General features: G+C 48.2%; 20 protein-coding genes and 1 pseudogene. 10 read left to right on the forward strand and 11 right to left on the reverse strand.

Annotation, left to right across the window (positions count from 1 at the left end):
• The first annotated feature begins 214 nt into the window (after positions 1–214).
• Both ABIA61_RS20930 and ABIA61_RS20935 read left to right on the forward strand, forming a co-directional pair.
• The gene (locus tag ABIA61_RS20930) at positions 215–1,672 is read left to right on the forward strand and encodes a PEP-utilizing protein (RefSeq protein WP_404581221.1); all 1,458 of its coding nucleotides are present in this window, start codon (positions 215–217) and stop codon (positions 1,670–1,672) included.
• A gap of 320 nt (positions 1,673–1,992) precedes the next feature.
• Positions 1,993–3,975 carry a heavy metal translocating P-type ATPase gene (locus ABIA61_RS20935; RefSeq protein WP_404581233.1) on the forward strand — a complete coding sequence of 661 codons (1,983 nt, stop codon included), beginning with the start codon at positions 1,993–1,995 and terminating at the stop codon, positions 3,973–3,975.
• A gap of 500 nt (positions 3,976–4,475) precedes the next feature.
• On the opposite strand, the gene ABIA61_RS20940 is transcribed toward ABIA61_RS20935, so the two are convergent.
• Positions 4,476–5,597: an NADH-dependent flavin oxidoreductase gene (locus tag ABIA61_RS20940; RefSeq protein WP_283653327.1), complete on the reverse strand. Its 1,122-nt coding sequence runs from the start codon at positions 5,595–5,597 to the stop codon at positions 4,476–4,478.
• A 171-nt stretch (positions 5,598–5,768) separates the two neighbouring features.
• On the opposite strand from ABIA61_RS20940, the gene ABIA61_RS20945 reads away from it, so the two are divergent.
• Complete coding sequence (locus ABIA61_RS20945; protein ID WP_283653326.1) at positions 5,769–6,191, forward strand: MerR family transcriptional regulator; 423 nt, start codon at positions 5,769–5,771, stop codon at positions 6,189–6,191.
• A gap of 79 nt (positions 6,192–6,270) precedes the next feature.
• Positions 6,271–6,480 carry a pentapeptide repeat-containing protein gene (locus ABIA61_RS20950; protein ID WP_404520810.1) on the forward strand — a complete coding sequence of 70 codons (210 nt, stop codon included), beginning with the start codon at positions 6,271–6,273 and terminating at the stop codon, positions 6,478–6,480.
• On the opposite strand, the pseudogene ABIA61_RS20955 reads toward ABIA61_RS20950, so the two are convergent.
• The 3 genes and pseudogenes from ABIA61_RS20955 to ABIA61_RS20965 form a co-directional block, all read right to left on the reverse strand.
• A pseudogene (locus ABIA61_RS20955) lies at positions 6,474–6,668 on the reverse strand (winged helix-turn-helix domain-containing protein); the annotation flags it as partial. The gene ABIA61_RS20950 and the pseudogene ABIA61_RS20955 overlap by 7 nt on opposite strands.
• A gap of 458 nt (positions 6,669–7,126) precedes the next feature.
• Positions 7,127–8,650 carry a DHA2 family efflux MFS transporter permease subunit gene (locus ABIA61_RS20960; RefSeq protein WP_404581222.1) on the reverse strand — a complete coding sequence of 508 codons (1,524 nt, stop codon included), beginning with the start codon at positions 8,648–8,650 and terminating at the stop codon, positions 7,127–7,129.
• 9 nt (positions 8,651–8,659) lie between these two features.
• Positions 8,660–9,295, reverse strand: coding sequence for an HlyD family efflux transporter periplasmic adaptor subunit (locus ABIA61_RS20965; RefSeq protein WP_137060298.1), 636 nt, complete (start codon positions 9,293–9,295; stop codon positions 8,660–8,662).
• Positions 9,296–9,427: 132 nt separating this feature from the next.
• Here ABIA61_RS20965 and ABIA61_RS20970 point away from each other — a divergent pair, with 132 nt between their 5' ends.
• Positions 9,428–9,982 carry an NAD(P)H-dependent oxidoreductase gene (locus ABIA61_RS20970; protein ID WP_404581223.1) on the forward strand — a complete coding sequence of 185 codons (555 nt, stop codon included), beginning with the start codon at positions 9,428–9,430 and terminating at the stop codon, positions 9,980–9,982.
• 10 nt (positions 9,983–9,992) lie between these two features.
• Positions 9,993–10,451: a hypothetical protein gene (locus ABIA61_RS20975; protein ID WP_283653322.1), complete on the forward strand. Its 459-nt coding sequence runs from the start codon at positions 9,993–9,995 to the stop codon at positions 10,449–10,451.
• A gap of 79 nt (positions 10,452–10,530) precedes the next feature.
• Here ABIA61_RS20975 and ABIA61_RS20980 read toward each other — a convergent pair whose 3' ends face one another.
• Positions 10,531–11,262: a ZIP family metal transporter gene (locus tag ABIA61_RS20980; RefSeq protein ID WP_044644496.1), complete on the reverse strand. Its 732-nt coding sequence runs from the start codon at positions 11,260–11,262 to the stop codon at positions 10,531–10,533.
• Positions 11,263–11,543: 281 nt separating this feature from the next.
• Between ABIA61_RS20980 and trxB the strand changes: the two genes are divergently transcribed.
• Positions 11,544–12,485: a thioredoxin-disulfide reductase gene (gene trxB, locus ABIA61_RS20985; RefSeq protein WP_192511426.1), complete on the forward strand. Its 942-nt coding sequence runs from the start codon at positions 11,544–11,546 to the stop codon at positions 12,483–12,485.
• 61 nt (positions 12,486–12,546) lie between these two features.
• A complete protein-coding gene (locus ABIA61_RS20990; RefSeq protein ID WP_014278134.1) occupies positions 12,547–12,777 on the forward strand; it encodes a glutaredoxin family protein in 231 nt (76 codons plus the stop codon).
• A 484-nt stretch (positions 12,778–13,261) separates the two neighbouring features.
• Here the strand turns inward: ABIA61_RS20990 and ABIA61_RS20995 are convergent, their stop codons facing one another.
• From ABIA61_RS20995 to ABIA61_RS21005, 3 genes are all read right to left on the reverse strand, one after another.
• Positions 13,262–13,615, reverse strand: a complete 354-nt coding sequence (locus tag ABIA61_RS20995) for a hypothetical protein (RefSeq protein ID WP_283653321.1) — start codon at positions 13,613–13,615, stop codon at positions 13,262–13,264.
• Between the two features lie 75 nt (positions 13,616–13,690).
• On the reverse strand, positions 13,691–14,131 hold the full coding sequence (locus ABIA61_RS21000) for a hypothetical protein (protein WP_404581224.1): 441 nt from the start codon (positions 14,129–14,131) through the stop codon (positions 13,691–13,693).
• Positions 14,132–14,486: 355 nt separating this feature from the next.
• The gene (locus ABIA61_RS21005) at positions 14,487–15,659 is read right to left on the reverse strand and encodes an ROK family transcriptional regulator (RefSeq protein WP_283653319.1); all 1,173 of its coding nucleotides are present in this window, start codon (positions 15,657–15,659) and stop codon (positions 14,487–14,489) included.
• Positions 15,660–15,818: 159 nt separating this feature from the next.
• On the opposite strand from ABIA61_RS21005, the gene xylA reads away from it, so the two are divergent.
• Together xylA and xylB are read left to right on the forward strand one after the other, a co-directional pair.
• The gene (gene xylA, locus ABIA61_RS21010) at positions 15,819–17,135 is read left to right on the forward strand and encodes a xylose isomerase (protein WP_283653318.1); all 1,317 of its coding nucleotides are present in this window, start codon (positions 15,819–15,821) and stop codon (positions 17,133–17,135) included.
• Between the two features lie 57 nt (positions 17,136–17,192).
• Positions 17,193–18,716 carry a xylulokinase gene (gene xylB, locus ABIA61_RS21015; RefSeq protein WP_404520783.1) on the forward strand — a complete coding sequence of 508 codons (1,524 nt, stop codon included), beginning with the start codon at positions 17,193–17,195 and terminating at the stop codon, positions 18,714–18,716.
• 87 nt (positions 18,717–18,803) lie between these two features.
• Here xylB and ABIA61_RS21020 read toward each other — a convergent pair whose 3' ends face one another.
• The 3 genes from ABIA61_RS21020 to ABIA61_RS21030 are packed head-to-tail and all read right to left on the reverse strand — an operon-like array spanning position 18,804 to position 21,262.
• Positions 18,804–18,980 carry a FeoB-associated Cys-rich membrane protein gene (locus ABIA61_RS21020; protein ID WP_082067089.1) on the reverse strand — a complete coding sequence of 59 codons (177 nt, stop codon included), beginning with the start codon at positions 18,978–18,980 and terminating at the stop codon, positions 18,804–18,806.
• A gap of 36 nt (positions 18,981–19,016) precedes the next feature.
• The gene (gene feoB, locus ABIA61_RS21025) at positions 19,017–21,026 is read right to left on the reverse strand and encodes a ferrous iron transport protein B (RefSeq protein ID WP_404520784.1); all 2,010 of its coding nucleotides are present in this window, start codon (positions 21,024–21,026) and stop codon (positions 19,017–19,019) included.
• Positions 21,017–21,262 (reverse strand): FeoA family protein, encoded by a 246-nt coding sequence (locus ABIA61_RS21030; RefSeq protein WP_044644606.1) that lies wholly within the window; start codon positions 21,260–21,262, stop codon positions 21,017–21,019. The genes feoB and ABIA61_RS21030 overlap by 10 nt, the downstream gene beginning before the upstream one ends.
• Between the last annotated feature and the right edge of the window lie 127 nt (positions 21,263–21,389).

Consider the following 21,389-nt stretch of genomic DNA (forward strand, 5'->3'; position numbering starts at 1 on the left):
TTTCGTTTCATGCTGCAGTTTAATCTATGCTTTCCTGTCGTTCTACAGATATGTATAAATGTGGGGTGCGCCTAATACGTTAAGGTAGGGACCTTACAGGTAAGGCTCATTTGAATTCCACTTGACGTCTAATAGGTAAGCGTTTTCTTTTATGGTGGGATACTCAAATTCGTGTGTGCCAACTTGCTGACGGGAGAAAGGATGGATTTGTAGCATGGAGGCTAAACTGATGCATGTATTCGCAGAACTATTGAGTGAAAAAAACAATCGGGATTGCGATGACCCCGAGTCAGGGAGTAAGGTCGCTGCTGCACAGAGACTGGCTATCGAGTCGGTGCTGGCAGGGTGCAGTGAAGTATCTGCCTCACAGGAGGAAGACCCGCTGGGCTGGCTGGTCGGATTAGCCGAACAGGGCAGGATCAGTCAAGAGGAGGCGTTGCTGGCTGCGGACTCCGAGCTAATAGGGGAAACGCTGCTGAATAAGGGCAACGATGACAGGGAAGCGATGACCACACTGCTGGAGTGGGGCGATGAATACAGGCGTACATTCATACGTATCTATGCTGATAATCCTGCCCATGTGAATTATACAAGCAAGGAGTCAACGATCGGTCTAAGTATGGGCAGCCTTGATGGCTATAGTCTTCTGCACGGCCCCTTGTCGCAGTCGTCCAGCCGTGTGGCTGAATTATGCCGTGCCTATCTGGACGCGGCAGAGTCCGGGCATACGATTCATGGTCCTGACGGGGAGCCTGACCCCCTCCTTATTCCAGGCTCCCGTGCATCAGACACGTACAAAGCCTTTAATCAGGCATCTGGCTTGCCCGGATTGTGTGAGCATCTGTCCCGGCGAATTATCGGGCTGCTGGAAACAGAGTATGAAGGCTTGTTCGAGTCTCTGAACGGATTACCACTCACAATCGCCCTGATCGAACAAAACAATGCGGTGGGCATCGGAAGCTTGCAAGATATGCAGTTGGAGGCGTTGCTGCGTGCGGCGTTGCGAAGTGTGCAGCGGGGGGGAGAACCGCAGTTGGAGATTGTGGTGCGCAATCCGGCTGGCGTGAACCAATTCCAGGCAACCCGGGACTGGATAGACGGTGTTGCGGAGCAGACCTTATGCGGCCGCCTGCGGTGCATTCCATATCGGGTAGGCGTGCTTTTGACGGTCGATGCCCCCTCGAAGCTCAACGTCAGCCAAACATGGAACAGGCAGGCCAAACCGTCTCATGAGTCTGCCAGCGCCAACCTCATGCCGGAAGTGAAAGCGCAACAGATCAAGCAGGCGGTTCAAGCCGCAGATATGGCGCGTTTTGCCGATGCGGTGATTTTGGAAATCGCACCGATTCCATCATATAATGGCGAGGCCGTGCATCGGTTGAATCAACCCGTTGCTGGTAGTTTTGAGAACACCAGTGAAACGATAAAATGCATGACGCACGCTATTCGGGGTGTGAAATCCGAGCTGCCCGTATGGGTGGCGTTAGATGTTATTCACGATTCGCTGGATGAAGCTGCCATCTGGGGAAGCGGGCTAACGGGCGTGATTTGCCCGGAAAAAGCAGCTTCCGTTGCACGTCTTGCGGCTGCACGCTTCGGACTGCTGCAACAAGCAGAGCAGCAACAAGGCTCTGTTGCTCTACAAAGCCCCGCCCAGCGGTTTCCGCTGTAGCCCAATCCCGAAGGTAACACGCAATTCGTATGACAGCATGCTTTTAAAATATATAGGATATCTGCGCTGTTTGCGCAGGTATCTTTTTTATTTGGGCGAATGTTGGTTTACAACTGGAGAAGAAAAGGGTTATAATAAAGCGAAAGTTTCTCTAAACCAAAATAATTGCATAAATGCAAAAATGATTATCATTCTCATTGCCAAACATGCTGTTTCGGGCTTCCCGAAGCAGCATGTGCTATTTTAAGGCACTTAACAATGGATATCATTCTCAATGAGATGCAGTAACAAAGAACAAAAAAGGAAAGGAATGTGACATGATGCAAGCAGTTCAACAACTTCAAAAGACATTGTCTCCCTCTGATCGGATACTTTCAAAAAACAGCGGCAGCGGACGGCCAGGCCCGAATCGCAAACCACAATTCCAGCTCAAAAGCATGCTGAAAAACAAGGAGATGCAGGCTGCTCTGGGCAGTGGAACACTTATGCTGATGGCATGGGGCGTCTCGCATTGGTCGCAATGGCTGGCGGTCATCCTGTATGTGGTTTCCTACGCCCTAGGTGGCTGGTCTAAAGCTAGAGAAGGCATTGAGACGCTGGTCCGTGAACGTGAACTGGATGTCAACCTGCTCATGATCGCAGCGTCATTGGGGGCTGCGGCTATTGGCTATTGGAATGAAGGAGCAATGCTGATCTTCATTTTTGCACTCAGCGGTGCACTGGAGAGCTATACCACCGAGCGCAGCAGCAAGGATATTTCCGAGCTGATGGCGTTGAAGCCGGAAACGGCTTTGCGTCTGTCCCGCGAGGGGACAGAAACGGTCGGTATTGAGCAACTGCTGCCGGGTGATCTGCTGCTGGTGAAGCCGGGCGAGCTGATTCCGGCGGATGGCCGGATTTCCAAGGGGGTTTCGGCGGTGAATCAGGCATCTATTACCGGGGAATCCATTCCGGTGAACAAAGCGGCGGGTGACGAGGTATATGCGGGCACCATTAACGGGGAAGGCGTGCTGTACGTGGAGGTTAGTCAATCCTCCGAAGGCACTCTATTTTCAAAAATCATCCGTATGGTGGAGGAAGCGCAGACAGAGGTCCCCGATTCCCAACGGTTTATCAAAAGGTTCGAGTCGATTTACGCCCGAATTGTTGTTGCGGTTACGCTGATTGTTATTGCAGGTGCGCCAATGGTATTGGGATGGACGTGGGCAGCGGCATTTTACAAGGCAATGGTATTTCTCGTTGTGGCCTCACCATGCGCACTCGTGTCGTCCATTATGCCAGTCATGCTGTCGGCTATTTCCAACCGTGCCCGTCGGGGCATCCTGTTCAAAGGTGGTGCGCATGTGGAAAATATGGCGCTGACATCTGTCGTCGCCTTTGACAAAACAGGTACGCTGACCATCGGTTCGCCTGTTGTAACCGACTGGATTACCGCCACAGGCTACGATGTTAATGAACTGTTACGCATTGTCGCGGCAATAGAAAGCTACTCCATGCATCCGTTGGCACGAGCGATTGTAGCCAAAGCCGAAGCTGAATTGGGGCAGCGAGAGCTTCCCGCAGTGGAGCAAGTACAGTCTCTAACCGGATGGGGAATGGAAGGCATGGTAGACGGGGTGAGGTGGAAAATCGGGCGCACGGATGCGCTGGATGACGCTGGCCCGCTGGCAGAGCCGGAATGGGTAGAAACACGTGCCCGGCTGGAAGCCGAGGGTAAAACCGTATCCATTATCCTCGCGGATGACAGGATAGTTGGGATGCTGGCACTGCGCGACGAGCTGCGGCCACAGGCGCAGGAGGCGGTGAGACGCCTGCAAGCGCAGGGAATTCAGGTCGTTATGCTGACCGGAGATCGCCCGGAAACCGCCGCCGTGATCGCGGCGCAGGCCGGAGTCGATGCGGTATACGCTGGTCTGATGCCGGAGGACAAAGTCAATCATATTCGCATGCTTCGGGAGCAGTACGGGCATGTCGTCATGGTCGGCGACGGTGTGAACGATGCTCCGGCACTGGCTGCCGCAACGGTCGGACTGGGCATGGGTATGCATGGTAGTGGAGCCGCACTGGAGGTCGCGGATGTGGTGCTGATGAACGATGGCATCGAAGAGATTGCCCCGACGGTAGCACTGGCACGCAAGGCACAACGGGTGGTCAAGCAGAATATGATCTTCGCCGTAAGTGTCATTTTACTGCTCATCATTAGCAACTTTGTGCAAGATATAGCTTTGCCATTTGGCGTTATCGGGCATGAGGGCAGCACGTTGCTTGTCATTTTGAACGGCTTGCGCTTGCTGCGGTCATAAAGCAAATAAGATCATGATCCTAAGATGATAAACGAGAAGGAGCATTCACATCCCTTAAAGGACAGGGGATGAATGCTCCTTTTTTGCGTGCCAGCCTATCGTGAAAGGAAAATAAAGTATTAGACTGAAAATTATCAAGACCTTGGTTGAAAAAAACTTATTAAAATAAAAGGATCTACATATTATGCATAACTAATATGTAGATCCTTTTATTTTCCAAACTGAGAAAAAAAGCATTAATCGAGGATCGATCGTTACGCTAACGGGCAGTTTAACGCAACAATATTCTGGAGCGGTAGCCTTAGATTCAGGTTATTTAACGCCCTCTATTTGCAAAGGCCTTCAAGATCGAAACATACGCGGTATGTGTGTCCGCAACAGCAAGAATTGCCCTATCGAACTACGGATGGACGGAGCACCTTAGAATCAGCAAAAGAAACCCGAAGTCTCATAAAAGACTTGGGTTTCTCGTCAATCTGAGTAGCCTTTAGGACTACTCTTTATTTACTAATATTAAACCAACCTGGCATTTCTTGAAATACATTCCAAAGTTTCTCTGGAATATTAAGCTGGTTGAGTTTCGAAACGTTCAATTCAGAATCTACCTCGGCTTCACGTCCATTTGCGACCTTTTCAACCCAATTAGGATCCATAATTAACGCATGCCCAATGGCGACTAGCGGCAAACCTAATTCCATAGCTTTAAGAGCATCATCCGGTGTTATTATGGAACCAGCAGCCATCACAGGTACCTTACCGTTTGCTCTTTCAAGAATTAATTCAAGCCGTGTTTTTTCATCTTGACTATCTACTGGCTTTGAAGACACATTGTCTAATGAAGCATGTATATAATCTAAATCCTGTTCAACAAGGATATCAATTAATTCATACGTGTCTTTCATACGTAATCCGTCCACTTTGGAGGATTCTTCAGGGGAAAATCGGAATCCTAAAATGAATGGTTTTGTAGCATGTTTTTCAATGACAATTTTGATTTCTTCAATAATTGCCAATGGAAAACGCAAGCGATTTTCAAGTGATCCTCCCCATTGGTCCGTCCGTTGATTTGTCGCTGGCGACCAGAAATTCTGAATTAAAAATCCATGAGCCCCATGAATTTCGACGCCATCAAATCCGGCTTCAATCGCTCTTCTCGTTGTGTCTCCAAAAGCACGTATAATCGACAAGATCTCCTCATGTGATAGTTCTCTTGTTTCTGAAGTTGAACCTAAATTAGTAACTTCGGGTTGCAATGCACTCGCACTAACTGCATCCAATCCAGGCACGGCTTTATTGCCAGCATGGAAAATCTGTAGGATCGCAGGGGCGCCTCCACTTTTCGCTGCCTCAGCTAATTTTCGTAGACTTGGAGTAAATTCATCATTGTACCCAGCGAATTCATTCGTAAAACCCTGCCCATTAGGTGTAACATGAGTACACCCTGTAATGACGAGTCCTACTCCATTCACTCTTTGTTTGTAATACTTTACTTCGTCATCCGAAATGGTAAGATCGTCATTACTTGACCAGGTTGTCATAGGTGCCATAACGATACTATTCTTAATTGTTATTCCATTTCTGAATGTGAAGGATTCAAATAACCTACTGTATTTCTGATTCATTTCATTAACCTCGCTCTCATATTTTCTTTTCTATTTCAGTTTAATTGGTTTCCGTTACGGCAAGTCAAGTATTTATTTTTATATGGTTAAATATAGATTTTTTGCGTTGTCATTCTCTTTATGATATATATTTAGTTACAGTAACTGTAACTAAAGGAGGGGGACAAGTAGATGTTGTATTCAATGACATATGTAGTGGAGAATTTAAATGTATCTGCAAAGACGCTTCGATTTTATGAAGAGCAAGGGATATTACCAAATATATCTCGTGACGAAAAAGGCCGTAGAGTTTATAGCGAACAACAAATAGATTGGATTTCTTTTATTCGTTGCCTCAAAGAGACAGGCATGCCTCTTTCAAAAATAAAGGATTACAAGGAACTTTATGAATTGGGAAATATTACCTATTTACAAAGAGAAGAAATGTTGATGCAGCATAAATTGGAAGTGCAGAAGAAAATTGACGAAAGTTTTAAACACTTAGAAGAAATAAACTATAAAATAGCCATGTATGGACTTCAGAAAGAAGAGGTTATGAAAAACCCCAACTATAACTTTAAATGTCACGGCCTGGAGATTAAGACGGTGAATTAATGTAATGTACTTACGCTAACGGAGAACGTTAGTTAAAATATTACAGCGGCAACTTAAGACTATATTTTTTAGTCTAAATGTGCCGCTGCGTCTCTGTGAACACGTCAAAAATCAGTCAGGTCTTACTTTTGAGGAGTGTCTATTCTCCATTGACTTTTCAGGCTCTAAATTTGAAGCCACGAGATTTATTAATTCGAATTTGAAGACATGCATTTTTACTAATTGTATTCTCAATAATGCGATATTCGCTGGTAACTCTTTAGATGGTACAAATTTCTCAGTCAGGTGATGCAAAACTGCTGGACGGGATAAGTTGGTTCGTTCTGTAATTTCCCCAACCCTCATACCGGGCGTTCCCGCACTCTGCATTAAAGTTATAATAATCGCTTGCCTGGTTTCGTCACCAATAGCGTTTAGCATCTTCTGATTATCTTTGAACGCATGTAACAGATTAACGCTGCTGTTCAGATCAATCATAACCATCCTCCCTTTAGTTAAATGGTTTAAGCTGTTGAGTGATTATAGAGTAGCATGCGTATAACCGTAAGGCTACATCGGGAAAGAAGATCGAGATGGTTACGACAGTAATCTGCATTTCTAAAAGCCTTACTGAATTATCAGATTGACTTTAAAGACATTACATTCTTAGTGAGCCCTGTAACGGATAAGACTGGAACTACCAAGGTTGGACAATACTTTGCACATCATATACTGAAATGGGTTGACCCTTGAGCTAACGGGAGACGCTAGTTGAATGATAAAAGCGGCAGTCTAAGACTTTATTTATCAAGTCTTGGTCCGCCGCTGCTTCGTTTAATGGATCAGTCTAAAACTAATTTTTCAAAAGCTGACGATTTTTTAATTTTAAAATCGCGTTAAATCAACGACTCCAGTCTAATACTTTATTTTCACCGAACACCTATCGTGTTGCAGGTTTATCTCCGTCGAGGTATAGACCGCCGCAAGAACAGGGAGAACAGCAGTCCCGCCAGTGCAATTCCGGTAGCAATGATAAATGCATCGTTAATGCCGTGGATCGTCGATTCTGTGACGGCACTTCGATATACCTGCTGTAACGCAAGCGCCGAGCCAGTTTCCGTCGAAACTCCAGCCGTTTGCGCCAGGGTTTGCCCCAGCTCAGCTACGCCTTGGGTTAAAGGAACATTGGCGGTGGTAGCCACATTCGCATAATCCGCCAAATGAATGGTAGCCCGGCTGCTCATCACCGTAATGAGCCATGCGGTGCCGATAGACCCGGCAATTTGCCTTACTGTATTGGACATGGCTGTACCGTGGCTGCCCAGATGGGGAGGAAGCTGATTCAGCCCTTCTGTCTGTACGGACATCATTAACAATGACATCCCGAAGCTGCGAATCGTATAGATGATCATAATGTGTCCATAGGTCGTGGCATCCGTCAGCAGACTGAATTCCCATGTCGTGACTGCCGTAATGATCAACCCGATAATTGCCAGTGGCCTTGCACCAATGCGGTCGAAAATCGCTCCCGATATCGGTGACATGACACCCATCAGCAGTGCGCCGGGCAATAACAGCAAACCGGATTGCAGCGGTGTAAAGCTGCGTATATTTTGCAGATAAATCGGCAGCAGCAGCATTCCGCCGAACATCGTCATATTGACGGTAGCGCCGACCAGCGTGGATACCGTAAAAATATCATACTTAAACACACGGAACTCCAGCATGGGCTGTCTCATATTCAGCTCGCGTACGACAAACATTACAATAAACACGAGCCCGGCAGCGAGCGTGAGCACTACTGTATTGCTGCTCCAGCCCTTGTCTCCAGCGGAACTGAAGCCATACAGCAGGAAGCCAAAGCCAAGGGTCGAAAAGATCGTTCCCAGCAGGTCAAAATGAGGATACGTCAGCTTGGACACATTTTTCAGCCAGCGTACGGCAAACAGAATATCAATGATCGCCAGCGGAATGACCAGTAAAAATAGCAGCCGCCAGCTGTAATGCTCCACTATCCAGCCGGATAAAGTGGGTCCTATCGCTGGGGCAAACATCATCGCGATGCCCATCGTTCCCATGGCTGCCCCCCGTTTTTCCGGGGGAAATACGGTCAGGAACACGTTCATAACCACTGGCATGATAATACCCGCTCCGCTGGCCTGAATGATGCGTCCGACCAGCATAGGCGCAAAGCCGGTACTGACGGCGCAAACGACAGAACCAGCAGTAAACAGCCCCATCGCGGAAATAAACAGCGCACGTGTCCCGAACGACTCAATCATGAAGGCGGTAATCGGAATCAGAATCCCGTTGGTCAGCATATATCCGGTGGATAGCCATTGAACGGTAGTTGCGGATACATTGAAGTCGTTCATCAAATGCGGAATCGCCACATTCAGCAGGGTTTGATTCAAAATAGAAATGAAGGCGCCCAGCAGCAGTACGGACAGGATTCGTCCGATGGACATTTTTTGTTCCATGACAGCCTCCTACTTGTGTACTCTGATGCTTGCACTCATGCCCGGGATAATGCCCAGTCCTTTGTAGCCTTGAATGGAAATGTTAACAGGCACGACCTGCGTCACCTTGGTATAGTTGGCAGTAGTATTGGAGGTAGGGAGCAGCGAAAAGGTGGCGGCCGTCGCCAAACCGATCTTTTCGATTTTGCCGCTTAGGGACGTGTCGGGATATGCATCAATATATACATCCACCGTCTGCCCCACCTGAAGATCCTGCACAGCCGTTTCGTCTATATTGGCGGTAATCCATAAATTGTTCAGATCAAAAGCCTTGGCCAAAGGCGTACCCGCTCCGACAATCGAGTTGTTGACCGCAGATTGCTGCACAATGGTGCCATCGGTTGGAATGGTGATGCTAACCCGGCTTCCGCCACCCTCTACACTGCCAAGTGTGCTTCCAGCCGTGTAGGTTTTGCCGACTTCAGCGTTCCAGCCTGTAAGCTTGCCCGCGCTTGGAGAGGCAACGGTGACCGCTTGTCCGCTCACTTGGGCATTGTCTGTTTTTATGTAGTTAGCGGATTGATTGTAGTAATAGGCGGCGGCTCCGCCACCTGCCAGAATAATGATAATAACCAGCAGGTTGACCAATATGGCGCGTGAATTCATGTGTACATGCCTCCCTAGTTCTTGGATTTTCAAAGTATGCGCCAAAAGTTTCACAATATTCAGCCGGATTTTAGGGAAGGATAAGAGCGCATGTGAAAAGGATGATTTTGCTGACAAAGGATGATGCGCATAATGACGACCAGAATCATGATTGTATATGACAGTGAAAATGGCCATACGGAGCGTCTTGCTCGTTCCATTGCAGAAGGCGCACGCCATGAGCACACAGAAGTGTTGCTGAAGCATGTCGATGAAGCCGATGTGAATGAACTGGTGAACGCAGACGCGATCATTTGGGGATGCCCGGGTCATTTTGGAACGATCAGCAGTGGCTTGAAAAGCTGGATTGATAAGCTCGGGTATCTGTGGGCGCAGGGCAAGCTGGTAGATAAAATCGGAGCGGTGTTCTGCACAACTGCTACCGTTCATGGCGGCTTGGAATCCACACTGCTGAATTTGATTACTCCGATGCTGCATCAAGGCATGATTATCGTAGGGCTGCCAGCTAATATTACGGAAAATGCGCTATACGGCTCCTATTACGGCGTAGGGGTGACGTGTCCGGTGGAGACAGACCCGAACGGTCCGCCCAATTTCCCAACGGGTGATGATCTTGCACTTGGTCGGTCTTTGGGCCAACGGGTCGCTGAGACGGCGGGACGGTACCGTAACGCTGGCAGAGAATAGGAGGCCGCTCATGACTATTGCTTTTATCGTAGTAGCTGCGGTTGCTTTTATCTTTTTGCTGGTATTCAACACGAAAATGGCGCGTAAACCCTCTCCCAAAAAAGCGGTCAGCCCGTCCGACGAGGATTCACGGCAAAGAAGCAAACGTCCTTATCCGGTGGAAGTGGAGCCCAAGGCGAGGGAGTTGCCGGATCCTGATTCTACGCGAGAGACGCGCCATAAGGCTGCGGACGCGGAGATTCATCATGAGGAGTCTGACGTAGATACCAATACCAGGCCGATGAGAGTTAGCGTACACACCAAAGATTCCTACGGGGATCAGGACTATCGGGCGGCTTTACGCGGATTTGCCGGAAAGGGCGAAGAAAAGGAAGAACCGCATAGAAATAACCATGGAGAACGTGAGACGCACAAAAGCGAGGACGAGCAATATCGTGAAGCGCTGCGTTCTATGAACCGAAAAAAATGAATTACGAACGAGCCATCCCTGAAAAGGCTGCTCTTCTGTCTGGACTACAGGCAGAGGGCAGCCTTTTTGTGATACACGGCTATAGCCATTCGGTTAGACCAATCATCGTAATCAGACCGAGAATAAAAGAGAAGGTTGCGATACGCTGGTTCCCGTCCCCGTGGCTTTCGGGAATCAGCTCCTTGTAGACGATAAACATCATCGCTCCTGCGGCAAAGGCAAGACCGTAAGGAACCAGTCCATTAACCCAACTGCTCAAATAAAATCCAATCAGACTTGTAATAATTTCAACGGCCCCGGTGAGGGTAGCAATGCCCAATGCCTTGAAGCGCCCAATGTTTTGATTCACGAGGAATAGAGCGACGATAAAGCCTTCCGGGGCATTTTGCAGACCGATGGAAAAGGCAATGAGATTACCAAGATTTTGAGTTTCGCTCGCATAGCTGACCCCGACGGAAAGTCCCTCGGGCAAATTATGCAGTGTAATGGCCGCGATGATGAGAAAAGATTTGGACTCCAGATGAAAGGTTTTGGAATCCGGGTTCTCCAGATCGGCATGTGGAATATACATTTCCATCACTAACAGCACAAGACAGCCGAGTAAAATCCCCGCAGACAGCACGAACCAGTTGGAATGATTGATGGCCTCGGGAATGAGGTTGTACACAGATGCAGAAGTCATGATCCCCGCAGCATAAGCCAACAGTACATCACGAAGACGGTGCGTAATTTTACGCATAAACAGTATGGGCACGGCACCGAGCCCGGTGGACAGGGCAGAAATAAGGCTGCCTACAAACATGTCACTCATAATCGGGATAATCCCTCCATACCTTATTAATCTTTAAGGTTCGCTTCATGAAAACTTCATTTGACTGTTTGCAGCTCTTTCCGCATAATGGAATTAGGATTTAGAATCAGTCTAAGTCATAAAAAGATATTAAATATGTGAATCGTTTTTGCAAGATCCGGGTGTCCACATTTTTGAATGAGCGTCTGGCAGAACTACTTTTAGAGTATATGCATTAGCCCATCTCCCGGTACCGAAAATTCGCTATATCATTCTTATCATATTTTAGGAGGAACAAAGATATGTACAAGTCCATTATTATAGGTACCGGCCCTGCCGGTTTGACAGCTGCTATTTATCTGGCACGCGCAAATATGAGTCCACTGGTGATTGAAGGACCGCAACCGGGCGGACAATTGACTACAACAACAGAAGTTGAAAACTTCCCTGGCTTTCCCGAAGGAATCATGGGACCCGATCTGATGGATAATATGCGTAAGCAAGCAGAGCGTTTCGGTGCTGAATTCCGCACAGGCTGGGTGAACAAGGTCGACACAGCCGCTCGTCCGTTCACATTGGATGTGGAGGGCTTGGGCGAATTGGTTACAGATACGCTGATCATTTCCACAGGTGCGACTGCGAAATACCTGGGTATTCCGGGCGAGCAGGATAACATTGGACGTGGCGTGAGCACTTGCGCAACCTGTGACGGATTCTTTTTCCGTGGCAAAGAAATTGTTGTTATCGGTGGTGGAGACTCGGCGTTGGAGGAAGCAAATTTCCTGACACGTTTTGCTTCCAAAGTAACGCTGGTGCATCGTCGTGAAGAAATGCGCGCCTCCAAAATTATGCAGGACCGCGCTCGTGCAAACACTAAAATCGAATGGGCACTGAATCGTACTCCTGTAGAAGTGATTGCTGACGAGAACGGGGTAACTGGCTTGAAAGTATTGAATAATGAAACAGGTAAAGAGGAAATTATTACAGTTAGCGGCGTATTCGTGGCGATCGGTCATCATCCGAATACTGGCTTCCTGGGTGGTCAAATCACAACCGATGCGAACGGTTATATCGTTGTAAATCCTGGTACTTCCGAAACGAACGTACCTGGGGTATTCGCTTGTGGCGACGTACAGGATACACGCTATAGACAAGCGATTACAGCAGCAGGCAGCGGCTGCATGGCCGCTATGGATAGCGAGAAGTATATCGAAAGCCTGGAGCACAGCGCGCTGGCCCTGTAATATTTCGTACAAGTATGAATATATATATAATTTCTAAAAAATAATTTATGAGGTGATATTCATGGAAAAAGCGATTGTATACACATCCACAAACTGCCCGCATTGCCGTCAAGTGAAAAGCTATTTGACTGAGAAGGGTGTAGAGTACGAAGAACGCAACATCGAAACCAATGATGCTTTCGCTCAAGAAGTTTGGGACATGGGCATTCGTGCCGTTCCATTGACCCTGATCGGAGAAGAACGTATTTCCGGCATGAACAAAACCAAGTTTGAAAAAGTGTTGAACGCTTAATCCAACTTCATAACAGACGACGGTTCTGTGATCGTCGTATGGTTTTAAAAAAGGCCTTCGCTGCAGTTACGTACTGCGATGGGGGCCTGTTTTTACAAAAATATTCGTGAAAATACAGTCTTAGGCTGTGATCAGTTGGTTTGATTTTTTGTGAGAAATTGCTTTTAATATAACTAAGTAGTGAGTATCCATTACTTCAAATACGCTGATGCAGGCACTCGCGTGTACCCGCTTGGGGGCACCTCATGGATGGAAAATTAGTTCCATTCCTATCCCGCAGGGAGATGATCTCTGTCGTGCCGTTTTAACTTTAAACATTAACATGGATCGGCCTTGATATCTTATCAGGGCGGTTTTTTTATGCTGTCCATACAAGATTTGCTTACTCTGGAAGCGTTGCCAACCGAGGAGCAATTAATTTGTAAAAGGGATGCTTCGTAGTACTCACGAAGCATCCCTTTTACAAATCCTGAATTCTGAAATCTTATCCTTGGGCATTGAAGGATGAGATTAGAATACCTTTCCGATCAACTAATCCTAATTCGTAGGCTTTCTCGATAGTCGTAAATCTTTGATTAGAAAACACATTAAATCCATTTTTCTGCTGATAGATACGATTATTTGCTTCTTCATCAGTTGATATACGACGAGCATTACTGTGGTTCACTTCCTGATCCTTCTGTATCGCATCCATGAACTGTTGAAAACTCATGGATTTGGATTGGGGAGTGTTTGGAATGTGGCATACTTGATTTTGAATACGGTTTACAAGCGTCAGTTTAGTGTAAGCCGCAAATTCAGATGTAAATTGCCCGTTGATTTTTGCGCTAATTGCCAAGAATAAGCCCTCCTTGTTAATGTTCTCATTCTTGTTATCGGCAAAAATGTTGTAAACATTTACCTTTTTCTGTTTTTATTTTTCAACGGTGATAGCAATATTATCAGTGAAGGTTCTATTAGGAGGATAGTAATCTTGGGCGGTTGCAAAAAGAAGTCCTGAAGTTACGTCGCTAAGATCAAAAGCGCGATAGTAGATCGTGCCAATTACATTATTTCCCGAATCTGTTATATAGTCATTGGGCAGGGCTTGTGTGGTAGGAATGATAGTACCATCTTGTACAATGTTTGGTTTTGGAGGAGATCCCCAAATCGTTCCTCTGACCTGAACAGCTATCACGCCTTCTGTTCCAGATAGATGAGCATTGCTCCACTCATAGTTGTATCCATCAGAGGTAATTCCGACGATTTCGAGGCTTGTCAGTGGTGGGGTAGGTGCCGCGGAAGCAACAATAGGAAGCAGGAAAAGAACAAACGCCAACATTAATGAAACGCTTAATCCATAAAGCTTCTTCATTTGTATTCCACCTTTTTGGATATTTATAGTTTGAAATAATGGCAGAACTGTAGCAACTAATAAAGTCACTTCCTTTTATATGAATTTCTGCCTATCATTCGAGACTATCAAATGGAATAAAAAAAGATTTGTAATAATATTTTGTAAAACAATTGTACTTCAATAAGCAGTAATTAGAATTTGGGAAAATTATTCATAATATGAATTTTTATAAAAATAAATAAGCGAAGTATTGTTCCCAAAAAATAAGTCGCAGAGTGAGGGGGGAAAACTAATATAATTACTTAGAGTCTTTTTATTATATTTGACTAATTGAATAATATGCATAAAGGTTGATACGTAGAGCTGGTTCTCATTACAAAGATACCCTTACACGCCCGAGAAAAGGAGCAGTCGCCGCGTAGGCTGCACCCAGCATGGTCGAACGGCTGCCAAGCGTGGAAAAACGGATTTGCAGCTGCCGTCGGTGATAGGGCAAGGCACGTTCATCAATCACCTCACGCATACTCTGTTCCAGCCATGTTCTGGCTTCCGCCAGTGGACCGCCGATGATAAGCATTCCGGGGTTGAGGCTGTTCACAATGTTGGTAATGCCCACGCCCAAATATCGCCCGATATCACGAAAGACGCTTAACGTATTCGTGTCACCTTGCAGGGCAAACGGCAGTAATTCCGCTGTACTGTGTGCGGGCAGCTTGAAAGTGGATGCCGCATACGCCTTCTCCGAAGCATATAGTTCCCAGCAGCCCCGGCTACCGCAGGAGCAGAGCCGCCCGTTCCAATCAATGGACATATGACCCGTCTCTCCGGCGTACCCCCAGGCTCCTTGATACGGCTTGCCGTCAATGATAATCCCGGCCCCAATCCCGGACCCTGCACTGATGTAGACCAGATCCCGCACCAGTTGCCGATGCTCACCGTCCATACCATAGTACAGCTCGCCCTGTGCGCCGACGTTGGCCTCGTTATCCACCACCACGGGAAGGCCAAGCTCTTCCTCAAGCTGATGCCGCAACGGAACCTCTTCCCAGCCCAGATTGGGCGCGAACAAAACAGTTCCCGATTCATCCACCATACCCGGCACCCCTAGCCCAATACCGACGATACCGTGAGGGGATTGAGGGGCTGTCTGCATCAGTCCCTGAACCAGCTTTTGAATCTGCTCCATAACAAAAGCAGGATCATGCTGCGCAAGGGGGAAGGTAAGCTCTGTTTCAATGGTTCCTGCCAAATCGGTCAGAGCACCCTTGATATACTGCACGCTGACCTCGATGCCGAGAACAAAGCCCGCACGACTGTTAAACAGCAGCATTAAAGGCTTGCGACCGCCACTGGATTCACCTAATCCCGTTTCATATACAAGCCCGTCGGTGATCAACTCCGCCACCAGGTTGGAGACGGTAGCCTTATTTAACCCGGTTTGACTGGATAATTGTGCTCGGGATAGGGGGGCATGGAGGCGAATACGCTCCAGCACAATGGATTTATTCAGCTTTTTGACAAGCGCCTGATCGCCAGTGACATTCATGATTTTTTCACTTCCTGTTGGTGTAATTCCCAATAGTATATCATAAAAACAAACTTAGTTTAAGCAATAGACAAAGTCTTTTGGCTGTGCTAGAATCTTTTTTGTAAACGTTTACTATAAAGATTGCTATAACGGTTACCACAAAGGAGGAACTTATTAATGGCTTATTTCGAGCAGGTATCTAAAATTAATTTTGAGGGCAAGCAATCCAATAATCCTTTTGCGTTCAAATTTTATAATCCTCAGGAAATTGTGGCTGGGAAAACAATGGAAGAGCATTTGCGTTTTAGCATGGCCTATTGGCATACACTTGTTGCAGGTGGCTCCGATCCATTTGGGGTAGAGACGGCGGAGCGTCCGTGGTCCAAGTTTACCGGGCTGGATTTGGCGAAGGCCCGTGTGGAAGCTGCTTTTGAACTGCTGGATAAGCTGAACCTGCCTTATTTTGCTTTCCATGATGTTGATATTGCTCCGGAAGGCGCGTCGCTCAAGGAATTTTACAGCAACCTGGATACCATCGTGGATTTGATCGAAGATCATATGAAGGCAACGGGTAAAAAGCTGCTGTGGAACACGGCGAATATGTTCAGTCATCCTCGTTATTTGCACGGAGCGGCAACGACCAGCAATGCAGATGTATACGCTCACGCTGCAGCCCAGATTAAAAAAGGGTTGGAAGTGGGCAAACGTCTGGGCGCGGACAACTATGTGTTCTGGGGAGGCCGTGAAGGCTACGATACGCTGCTGAATACAGATTTGAAGCTGGAGCAGGACAATTTGGGACGGATGTTCCATCTGGCCGTAGACTATGCGCGGGAGATCGGCTTTGATGCCCAGTTCCTGATCGAGCCGAAGCCGAAGGAGCCAACCAAGCACCAGTATGATTTTGATGCGGCAACGACGATTGCTTTCCTGCAAAAATATGATCTGGATCAGCATTTCAAGCTCAATCTGGAGGCTAACCATGCAACTTTGGCGGGTCATACTTTTGATCATGAAGTGCGTGTAGCACGGATTAACGGCATGCTGGGGTCACTGGATGCAAATCAGGGAGATTTGCTGCTGGGCTGGGATACGGACGAATTCCCGGTTGATCTGTATGATGCAACCCTGACCATGTATGAAGTGCTGCAAAATGACGGCTTGGGTCGCGGCGGTATCAACTTTGATGCCAAGGTGCGCAGAGCATCGTTTGAGCCAGAAGACTTGTTCCTCGCACACATCGCAGGTATGGATACGTATGCGAAAGGCCTGAAGGTAGCTGCCAAACTGATCGAGGACCGCGTGTTCGAGGACTTTATCGACAAGCGCTATAGCAGCTTTAAAGAAGGTATTGGAGCAGACATCGTATCCGGTAAAGCAACGCTTGCTTCTTTGGCTGAATATGCACTGGCGAACGAAGCACCACGCAAAAACGTATCCGGTCGTCAGGAGTATCTGAAAGCGACATTAAATCAATACATTTTAGCGGATTAATGCCAGAACCTATACATGAGACAGCGTCTATATGGTAACAGGAAAGGAGGAATTTCGATGCAGGAAAAGCAGAAACAGGAGCAAGAGCGCTACGTCATCGGCGTGGACTTGGGTACCAGCGCGGTCAAAACGGTGCTGGTCAACCGCAAGGGACAGGTGGCTTTTGAAACCTCCCAGTCTTATCCACTCCATCAACCGAAGGCAGGGTATAGCGAGCAGCATCCCGAGGATTGGGTCAGCGGTACGTTAACAGCACTGAAGCAGCTCGTGGAAAAGGCTGGAATCGGCGAGGCAGATGCTGTGGACGGCATTAGCTTTTCGGGACAGATGCACGGGCTTGTGCTGACCGACAAGGACGGCCAAGTGCTTCGTCCAGCCATCCTGTGGAACGATACACGTACAACGGCGCAGTGCCGCCGCATTGAAGAACAGCTCGGACCGGATCTGCTAAGTATCGCGCGTAACCGGGCGCTGGAAGGCTTTACGCTGCCCAAGCTGCTGTGGGTGCAGGAGCATGAGCCGGACGTGCTGGCTGGTGCAGCCCATTTTATGCTGCCGAAGGATTATGTGCGGTATCGCCTGACGGGAGAACTGGCAACGGAGTATTCGGATGCGGCGGGCACGCTGCTGCTGGATGTGGCCAAAAAGCAGTGGAGCCAAGAGATTGCTGCTGCTTTCGAACTGCCGTTGACTCTGTTCCCACCGTTGGTGGAATCGTTCGATCAGACAGGCACGCTGCTGCCGGAGATTGCGGAGCAGACCGGACTTTCGCCTGCAACGAAGGTGTATGCAGGTGGCGCGGACAACGCATGTGGTGCGATTGGCGCTGGTATTTTGAGCGAAGGCCGCACCTTGTGCAGCATTGGCACCTCAGGCGTTGTGCTTTCCTATGAGGAGCGCAAGGATATTGATGTGCAGGGTCGGGCGCATTTTTTTAATCATAGTGAGCAGGATGCTTATTATATTATGGGCGTTACGCTCGCGGCCGGGTACAGCCTGACGTGGTTTAAGGATACCTTTGCACCGGAGCATTCCTTTGATGCACTGTTGGAAGGTGTGGACTCGATTGAGCCGGGTAGCCGCGGGCTGCTGTTTACGCCTTATATTGTCGGCGAACGTACCCCTCATCCTGATGCAACCATTCGAGGCAGCTTTATCGGGATGGATGCGGGGCATAAGCTCGCACATTTTACACGGGCGGTGCTGGAGGGAATTACATTCTCGCTCAAGGAATCCATTGATATTCTCAGAGGAACGGGCAAAGCGGTGAATGAGATCATTTCCATCGGCGGCGGTGCGCGTAATGAAGCGTGGCTGCAAATGCAGGCAGATATTTTTAACGCGGATATCATCAAGCTGGAAAGCGAGCAAGGGCCTGCCTTGGGGGCGGCGATGCTGGCCGCTTACGGAAGCGGCTGGTTTGAATCGTTGCAAGCGTGCGCGGAATCTTTTCTCCGTGAAGCAGCCAGATACTCGCCAGACCCGGAACGTGTGGTTCAATATGAAGGCCTGTATGAGCTGTATCGTGAAGTCTACCTGCACACGCGGGAGCTAAATGAACGGTTGGCGGAATACCGCTAAATATTGTGAGTTTGAGAGTAAAGGAAAAGCGTCTTCGGGTCAGGATAAACCCGCAGACGCTTTTTTCATGGGGATGCTAAGCTTGGATTAGATATTTCTGTTGATGTTCGCTTGGTCTTCCTTCACAGCACTCGTGGCACAGCCCGGACATGATTTGCTCGATGAGCATCCGGCACAAGCACCTTGACGGCTTTTTCGCAAAAAGCGTACGAACACCCACGCGCTATAACCGAGAATCACCAGTAAAATGATGATATTGATCATGGAATCCACTTCCTTCTATTTTCATAGGGCTCTAACTTAACCCCAACCTAATAATCTGCCACACTGATAGATCACAACGGCAATAATATATGCAACGGTCAAAGGATAGATCACGGAAAATCCGGTCCAGCGCCACGAAAGGGTTTCTTTACGAATGACCGCTACCGTGGCCAGACATGGCACATACAACAGAATGAACACCATGAAGCTAAAAGAGGCTAACGGCGTAAAGGCATGCCTTACTTGCATTTCTAGTCCCTGCATGTCCGGAACGTGGTAAATGATATTCATCGTCGATACCACAACCTCCTTGGCCATAAAGCCTGTGAGCAGGGATGCGCCTGCTTGCCAGGTACCGAAGCCGAGAGGGGCCAGTATGGGGGCGAACCATCCTCCAACAGTGGCAAGCAGGCTGTCATTCATTTCTGCACCGAACCCTTGGGGGCCGAAATTGGACAAAAGCCAAATACCGACGGACCCTGCGAGAATAATCGTTCCAGCTTTGCGGACGAAGCCCTTAACCTTTTCCCACGTGCTGCGAAACAGTGTAAGAGCTTGCGGCACACGATAAGGGGGAAGCTCCACGATGAAGAGGGAAGGCTCACCCGACAAAAAGGATACCTTGGAGAAAACCTTCGCAAGTACAAGCGACACGACGATTCCTAGCACGTACATCAGCATGATGATGCTTGCTGCGTGTGTTGGGAAAAATACGCCCGCAAACAACGCATAGACTGGCAGGCGGGCGGAGCAGGACATGAAGGGTACCAGCAACGTCGTAATGAGGCGTTCTCTGGGCTGTTCAATCGTACGTGCCGCCATAATGGCTGGAACATTACAGCCAAAGCCGATAATAAAGGGAATGAAGCTTTTCCCGTTCAAGCCGACAGCTTGCATGAGACGGTCCATTAATATCGTGACCCGTGCCATATACCCGGAGTCTTCAATCAGCGAAATAATAAGGAACAAAATGGCGATCTGAGGCAGAAAAACGAGCACGCCCCCGACTCCCGCCACGATGCCGTCCACGACTAGACTTTGCGTAAAAGCGGACGCGTTCAAGTGAACGAGCAATTCAGAAATCCAACTGCTTAGTGTCCCTGAAAAAAATCCGTCCAGCATATCTGAAAGAACAGTACCCGCCCAATCGAAGGTGAACTTGAAGGTAGCGTACATCAGCAGCAAAAAGATCGGAATCCCCAGATACCGATGGGTTAGCAGTGCGTCCAGCTTGTCTGTCAGACTGTGCGGCTTGAGTTTGGACGTGTCGAGCGCCTTTGTACACAGATCAGCGATCCACGCTGTACGTATAGAACGGATATGCTGAGCGGGAGTAGCCGAATAGCCTTCACGGAGAAGTTCTTTCTCGCAACGCTGGATGCGATCCGTTATTTTTTCATGCTGTACCTCATTCGTCATCCATTCCATAACGACAGGATTGTTTTCCAGACACTGTAGAGCTGCCCACCGAGGGTTTGGCACAGATGTATTCGTCAGCAAGCTGCAAATATCTGCTATAGCGGCTTCGACGGCAGGGCCGTAATCCAACTGGAAGGAATTTGGCGAATGTCGTACCTCTCGAAGTGATGCGAGCATTTGCTTACTGCCACTGCCCGTGCGTGCCACCATGGGAATGATGGGAACGTTCAATTGATCAGCCAGCAATTCCTTGTTCACTAGAAGGCCCGTGGCATCGGCTACGTCGGTCATATTTAAGCCAAGTACGAGCGGACGGCCATATTCCAGCAGTTGTACAGTCAGGTACAGATTACGCTGGAGCTGGGAGGCATCCACGATGTTAATCAAAGCCGCAGGCGGTTCTTCCAGCAAATAACGGGTAGCGATACCTTCATCCAGCGAAAGTGGAAGCAAGGAATAGGCACCTGGCAAATCCACCAAAACGGCAGACTTGTCGCGCAGCAGACCTGTTTTCTTTTCCACCGTAACCCCGGACCAGTTCCCTACCTCTGCATACGTACGAGTCAGCTTGTTGAATAATGAGGTTTTCCCCGTGTTGGGATTACCGAATAGAGCGATCATGTCCATGAAGGAACGACCTCCAGTTGTTTTACCTGATTTTGACGGAGGCCGACCAGTTGACCGTTGCATTCAATAACAATAGGGCCGCCCAACAGACTGATTTTTTTTAACCGTATAATGGAGCCTTCGTCAATGCCCATGTCCGTTAAGCGTCGACGCAATGAGGGGTGAAGAGAGGCAAGAGATTGCAGCCGCACGGGTTGACCCGGTGGAGTACGAAGGAGCGAGATACATTCTGGCATGGTGCTCAGCCTTTCTAATGTAGAATGAGAATCAATATCAATGATTTCCGATGCCAGTACCTTATCATAAGGAGTGCCAAGCTGCTGTGATAAAACTCTCTGTGAACGGTATGGCCTGTCTGTTGCC

It is taken from the genome of Paenibacillus sp. RC21, from assembly GCF_044907935.1.
GTDB lineage: Bacteria > Bacillota > Bacilli > Paenibacillales > Paenibacillaceae > Paenibacillus > Paenibacillus terrae_A.

What these genes read in the sequence shown, in the direction of transcription:
- ABIA61_RS20930 (WP_404581221.1), top strand. Translation starts at nt 215, where the DNA reads ATGGAGGCTAAACTGATGCATGTATTCGCAGAACTATTGAGTGAAAAA.
- ABIA61_RS20935 (WP_404581233.1), top strand. Translation starts at nt 1,993, where the DNA reads ATGCAAGCAGTTCAACAACTTCAAAAGACATTGTCTCCCTCTGATCGG.
- ABIA61_RS20940 (WP_283653327.1), bottom strand. Translation starts at nt 5,597, where the DNA reads ATGAATCAGAAATACAGTAGGTTATTTGAATCCTTCACATTCAGAAAT.
- ABIA61_RS20945 (WP_283653326.1), top strand. Translation starts at nt 5,769, where the DNA reads ATGTTGTATTCAATGACATATGTAGTGGAGAATTTAAATGTATCTGCA.
- ABIA61_RS20960 (WP_404581222.1), bottom strand. Translation starts at nt 8,650, where the DNA reads ATGGAACAAAAAATGTCCATCGGACGAATCCTGTCCGTACTGCTGCTG.
- ABIA61_RS20965 (WP_137060298.1), bottom strand. Translation starts at nt 9,295, where the DNA reads ATGAATTCACGCGCCATATTGGTCAACCTGCTGGTTATTATCATTATT.
- ABIA61_RS20970 (WP_404581223.1), top strand. Translation starts at nt 9,428, where the DNA reads ATGACGACCAGAATCATGATTGTATATGACAGTGAAAATGGCCATACG.
- ABIA61_RS20975 (WP_283653322.1), top strand. Translation starts at nt 9,993, where the DNA reads ATGACTATTGCTTTTATCGTAGTAGCTGCGGTTGCTTTTATCTTTTTG.
- ABIA61_RS20980 (WP_044644496.1), bottom strand. Translation starts at nt 11,262, where the DNA reads ATGAGTGACATGTTTGTAGGCAGCCTTATTTCTGCCCTGTCCACCGGG.
- trxB (WP_192511426.1), top strand. Translation starts at nt 11,544, where the DNA reads ATGTACAAGTCCATTATTATAGGTACCGGCCCTGCCGGTTTGACAGCT.
- ABIA61_RS20990 (WP_014278134.1), top strand. Translation starts at nt 12,547, where the DNA reads ATGGAAAAAGCGATTGTATACACATCCACAAACTGCCCGCATTGCCGT.
- ABIA61_RS21000 (WP_404581224.1), bottom strand. Translation starts at nt 14,131, where the DNA reads ATGAAGAAGCTTTATGGATTAAGCGTTTCATTAATGTTGGCGTTTGTT.
- ABIA61_RS21005 (WP_283653319.1), bottom strand. Translation starts at nt 15,659, where the DNA reads ATGAATGTCACTGGCGATCAGGCGCTTGTCAAAAAGCTGAATAAATCC.
- xylA (WP_283653318.1), top strand. Translation starts at nt 15,819, where the DNA reads ATGGCTTATTTCGAGCAGGTATCTAAAATTAATTTTGAGGGCAAGCAA.
- xylB (WP_404520783.1), top strand. Translation starts at nt 17,193, where the DNA reads ATGCAGGAAAAGCAGAAACAGGAGCAAGAGCGCTACGTCATCGGCGTG.
- ABIA61_RS21020 (WP_082067089.1), bottom strand. Translation starts at nt 18,980, where the DNA reads ATGATCAATATCATCATTTTACTGGTGATTCTCGGTTATAGCGCGTGG.
- feoB (WP_404520784.1), bottom strand. Translation starts at nt 21,026, where the DNA reads ATGGACATGATCGCTCTATTCGGTAATCCCAACACGGGGAAAACCTCA.
- ABIA61_RS21030 (WP_044644606.1), bottom strand. Translation starts at nt 21,262, where the DNA reads ATGCCAGAATGTATCTCGCTCCTTCGTACTCCACCGGGTCAACCCGTG.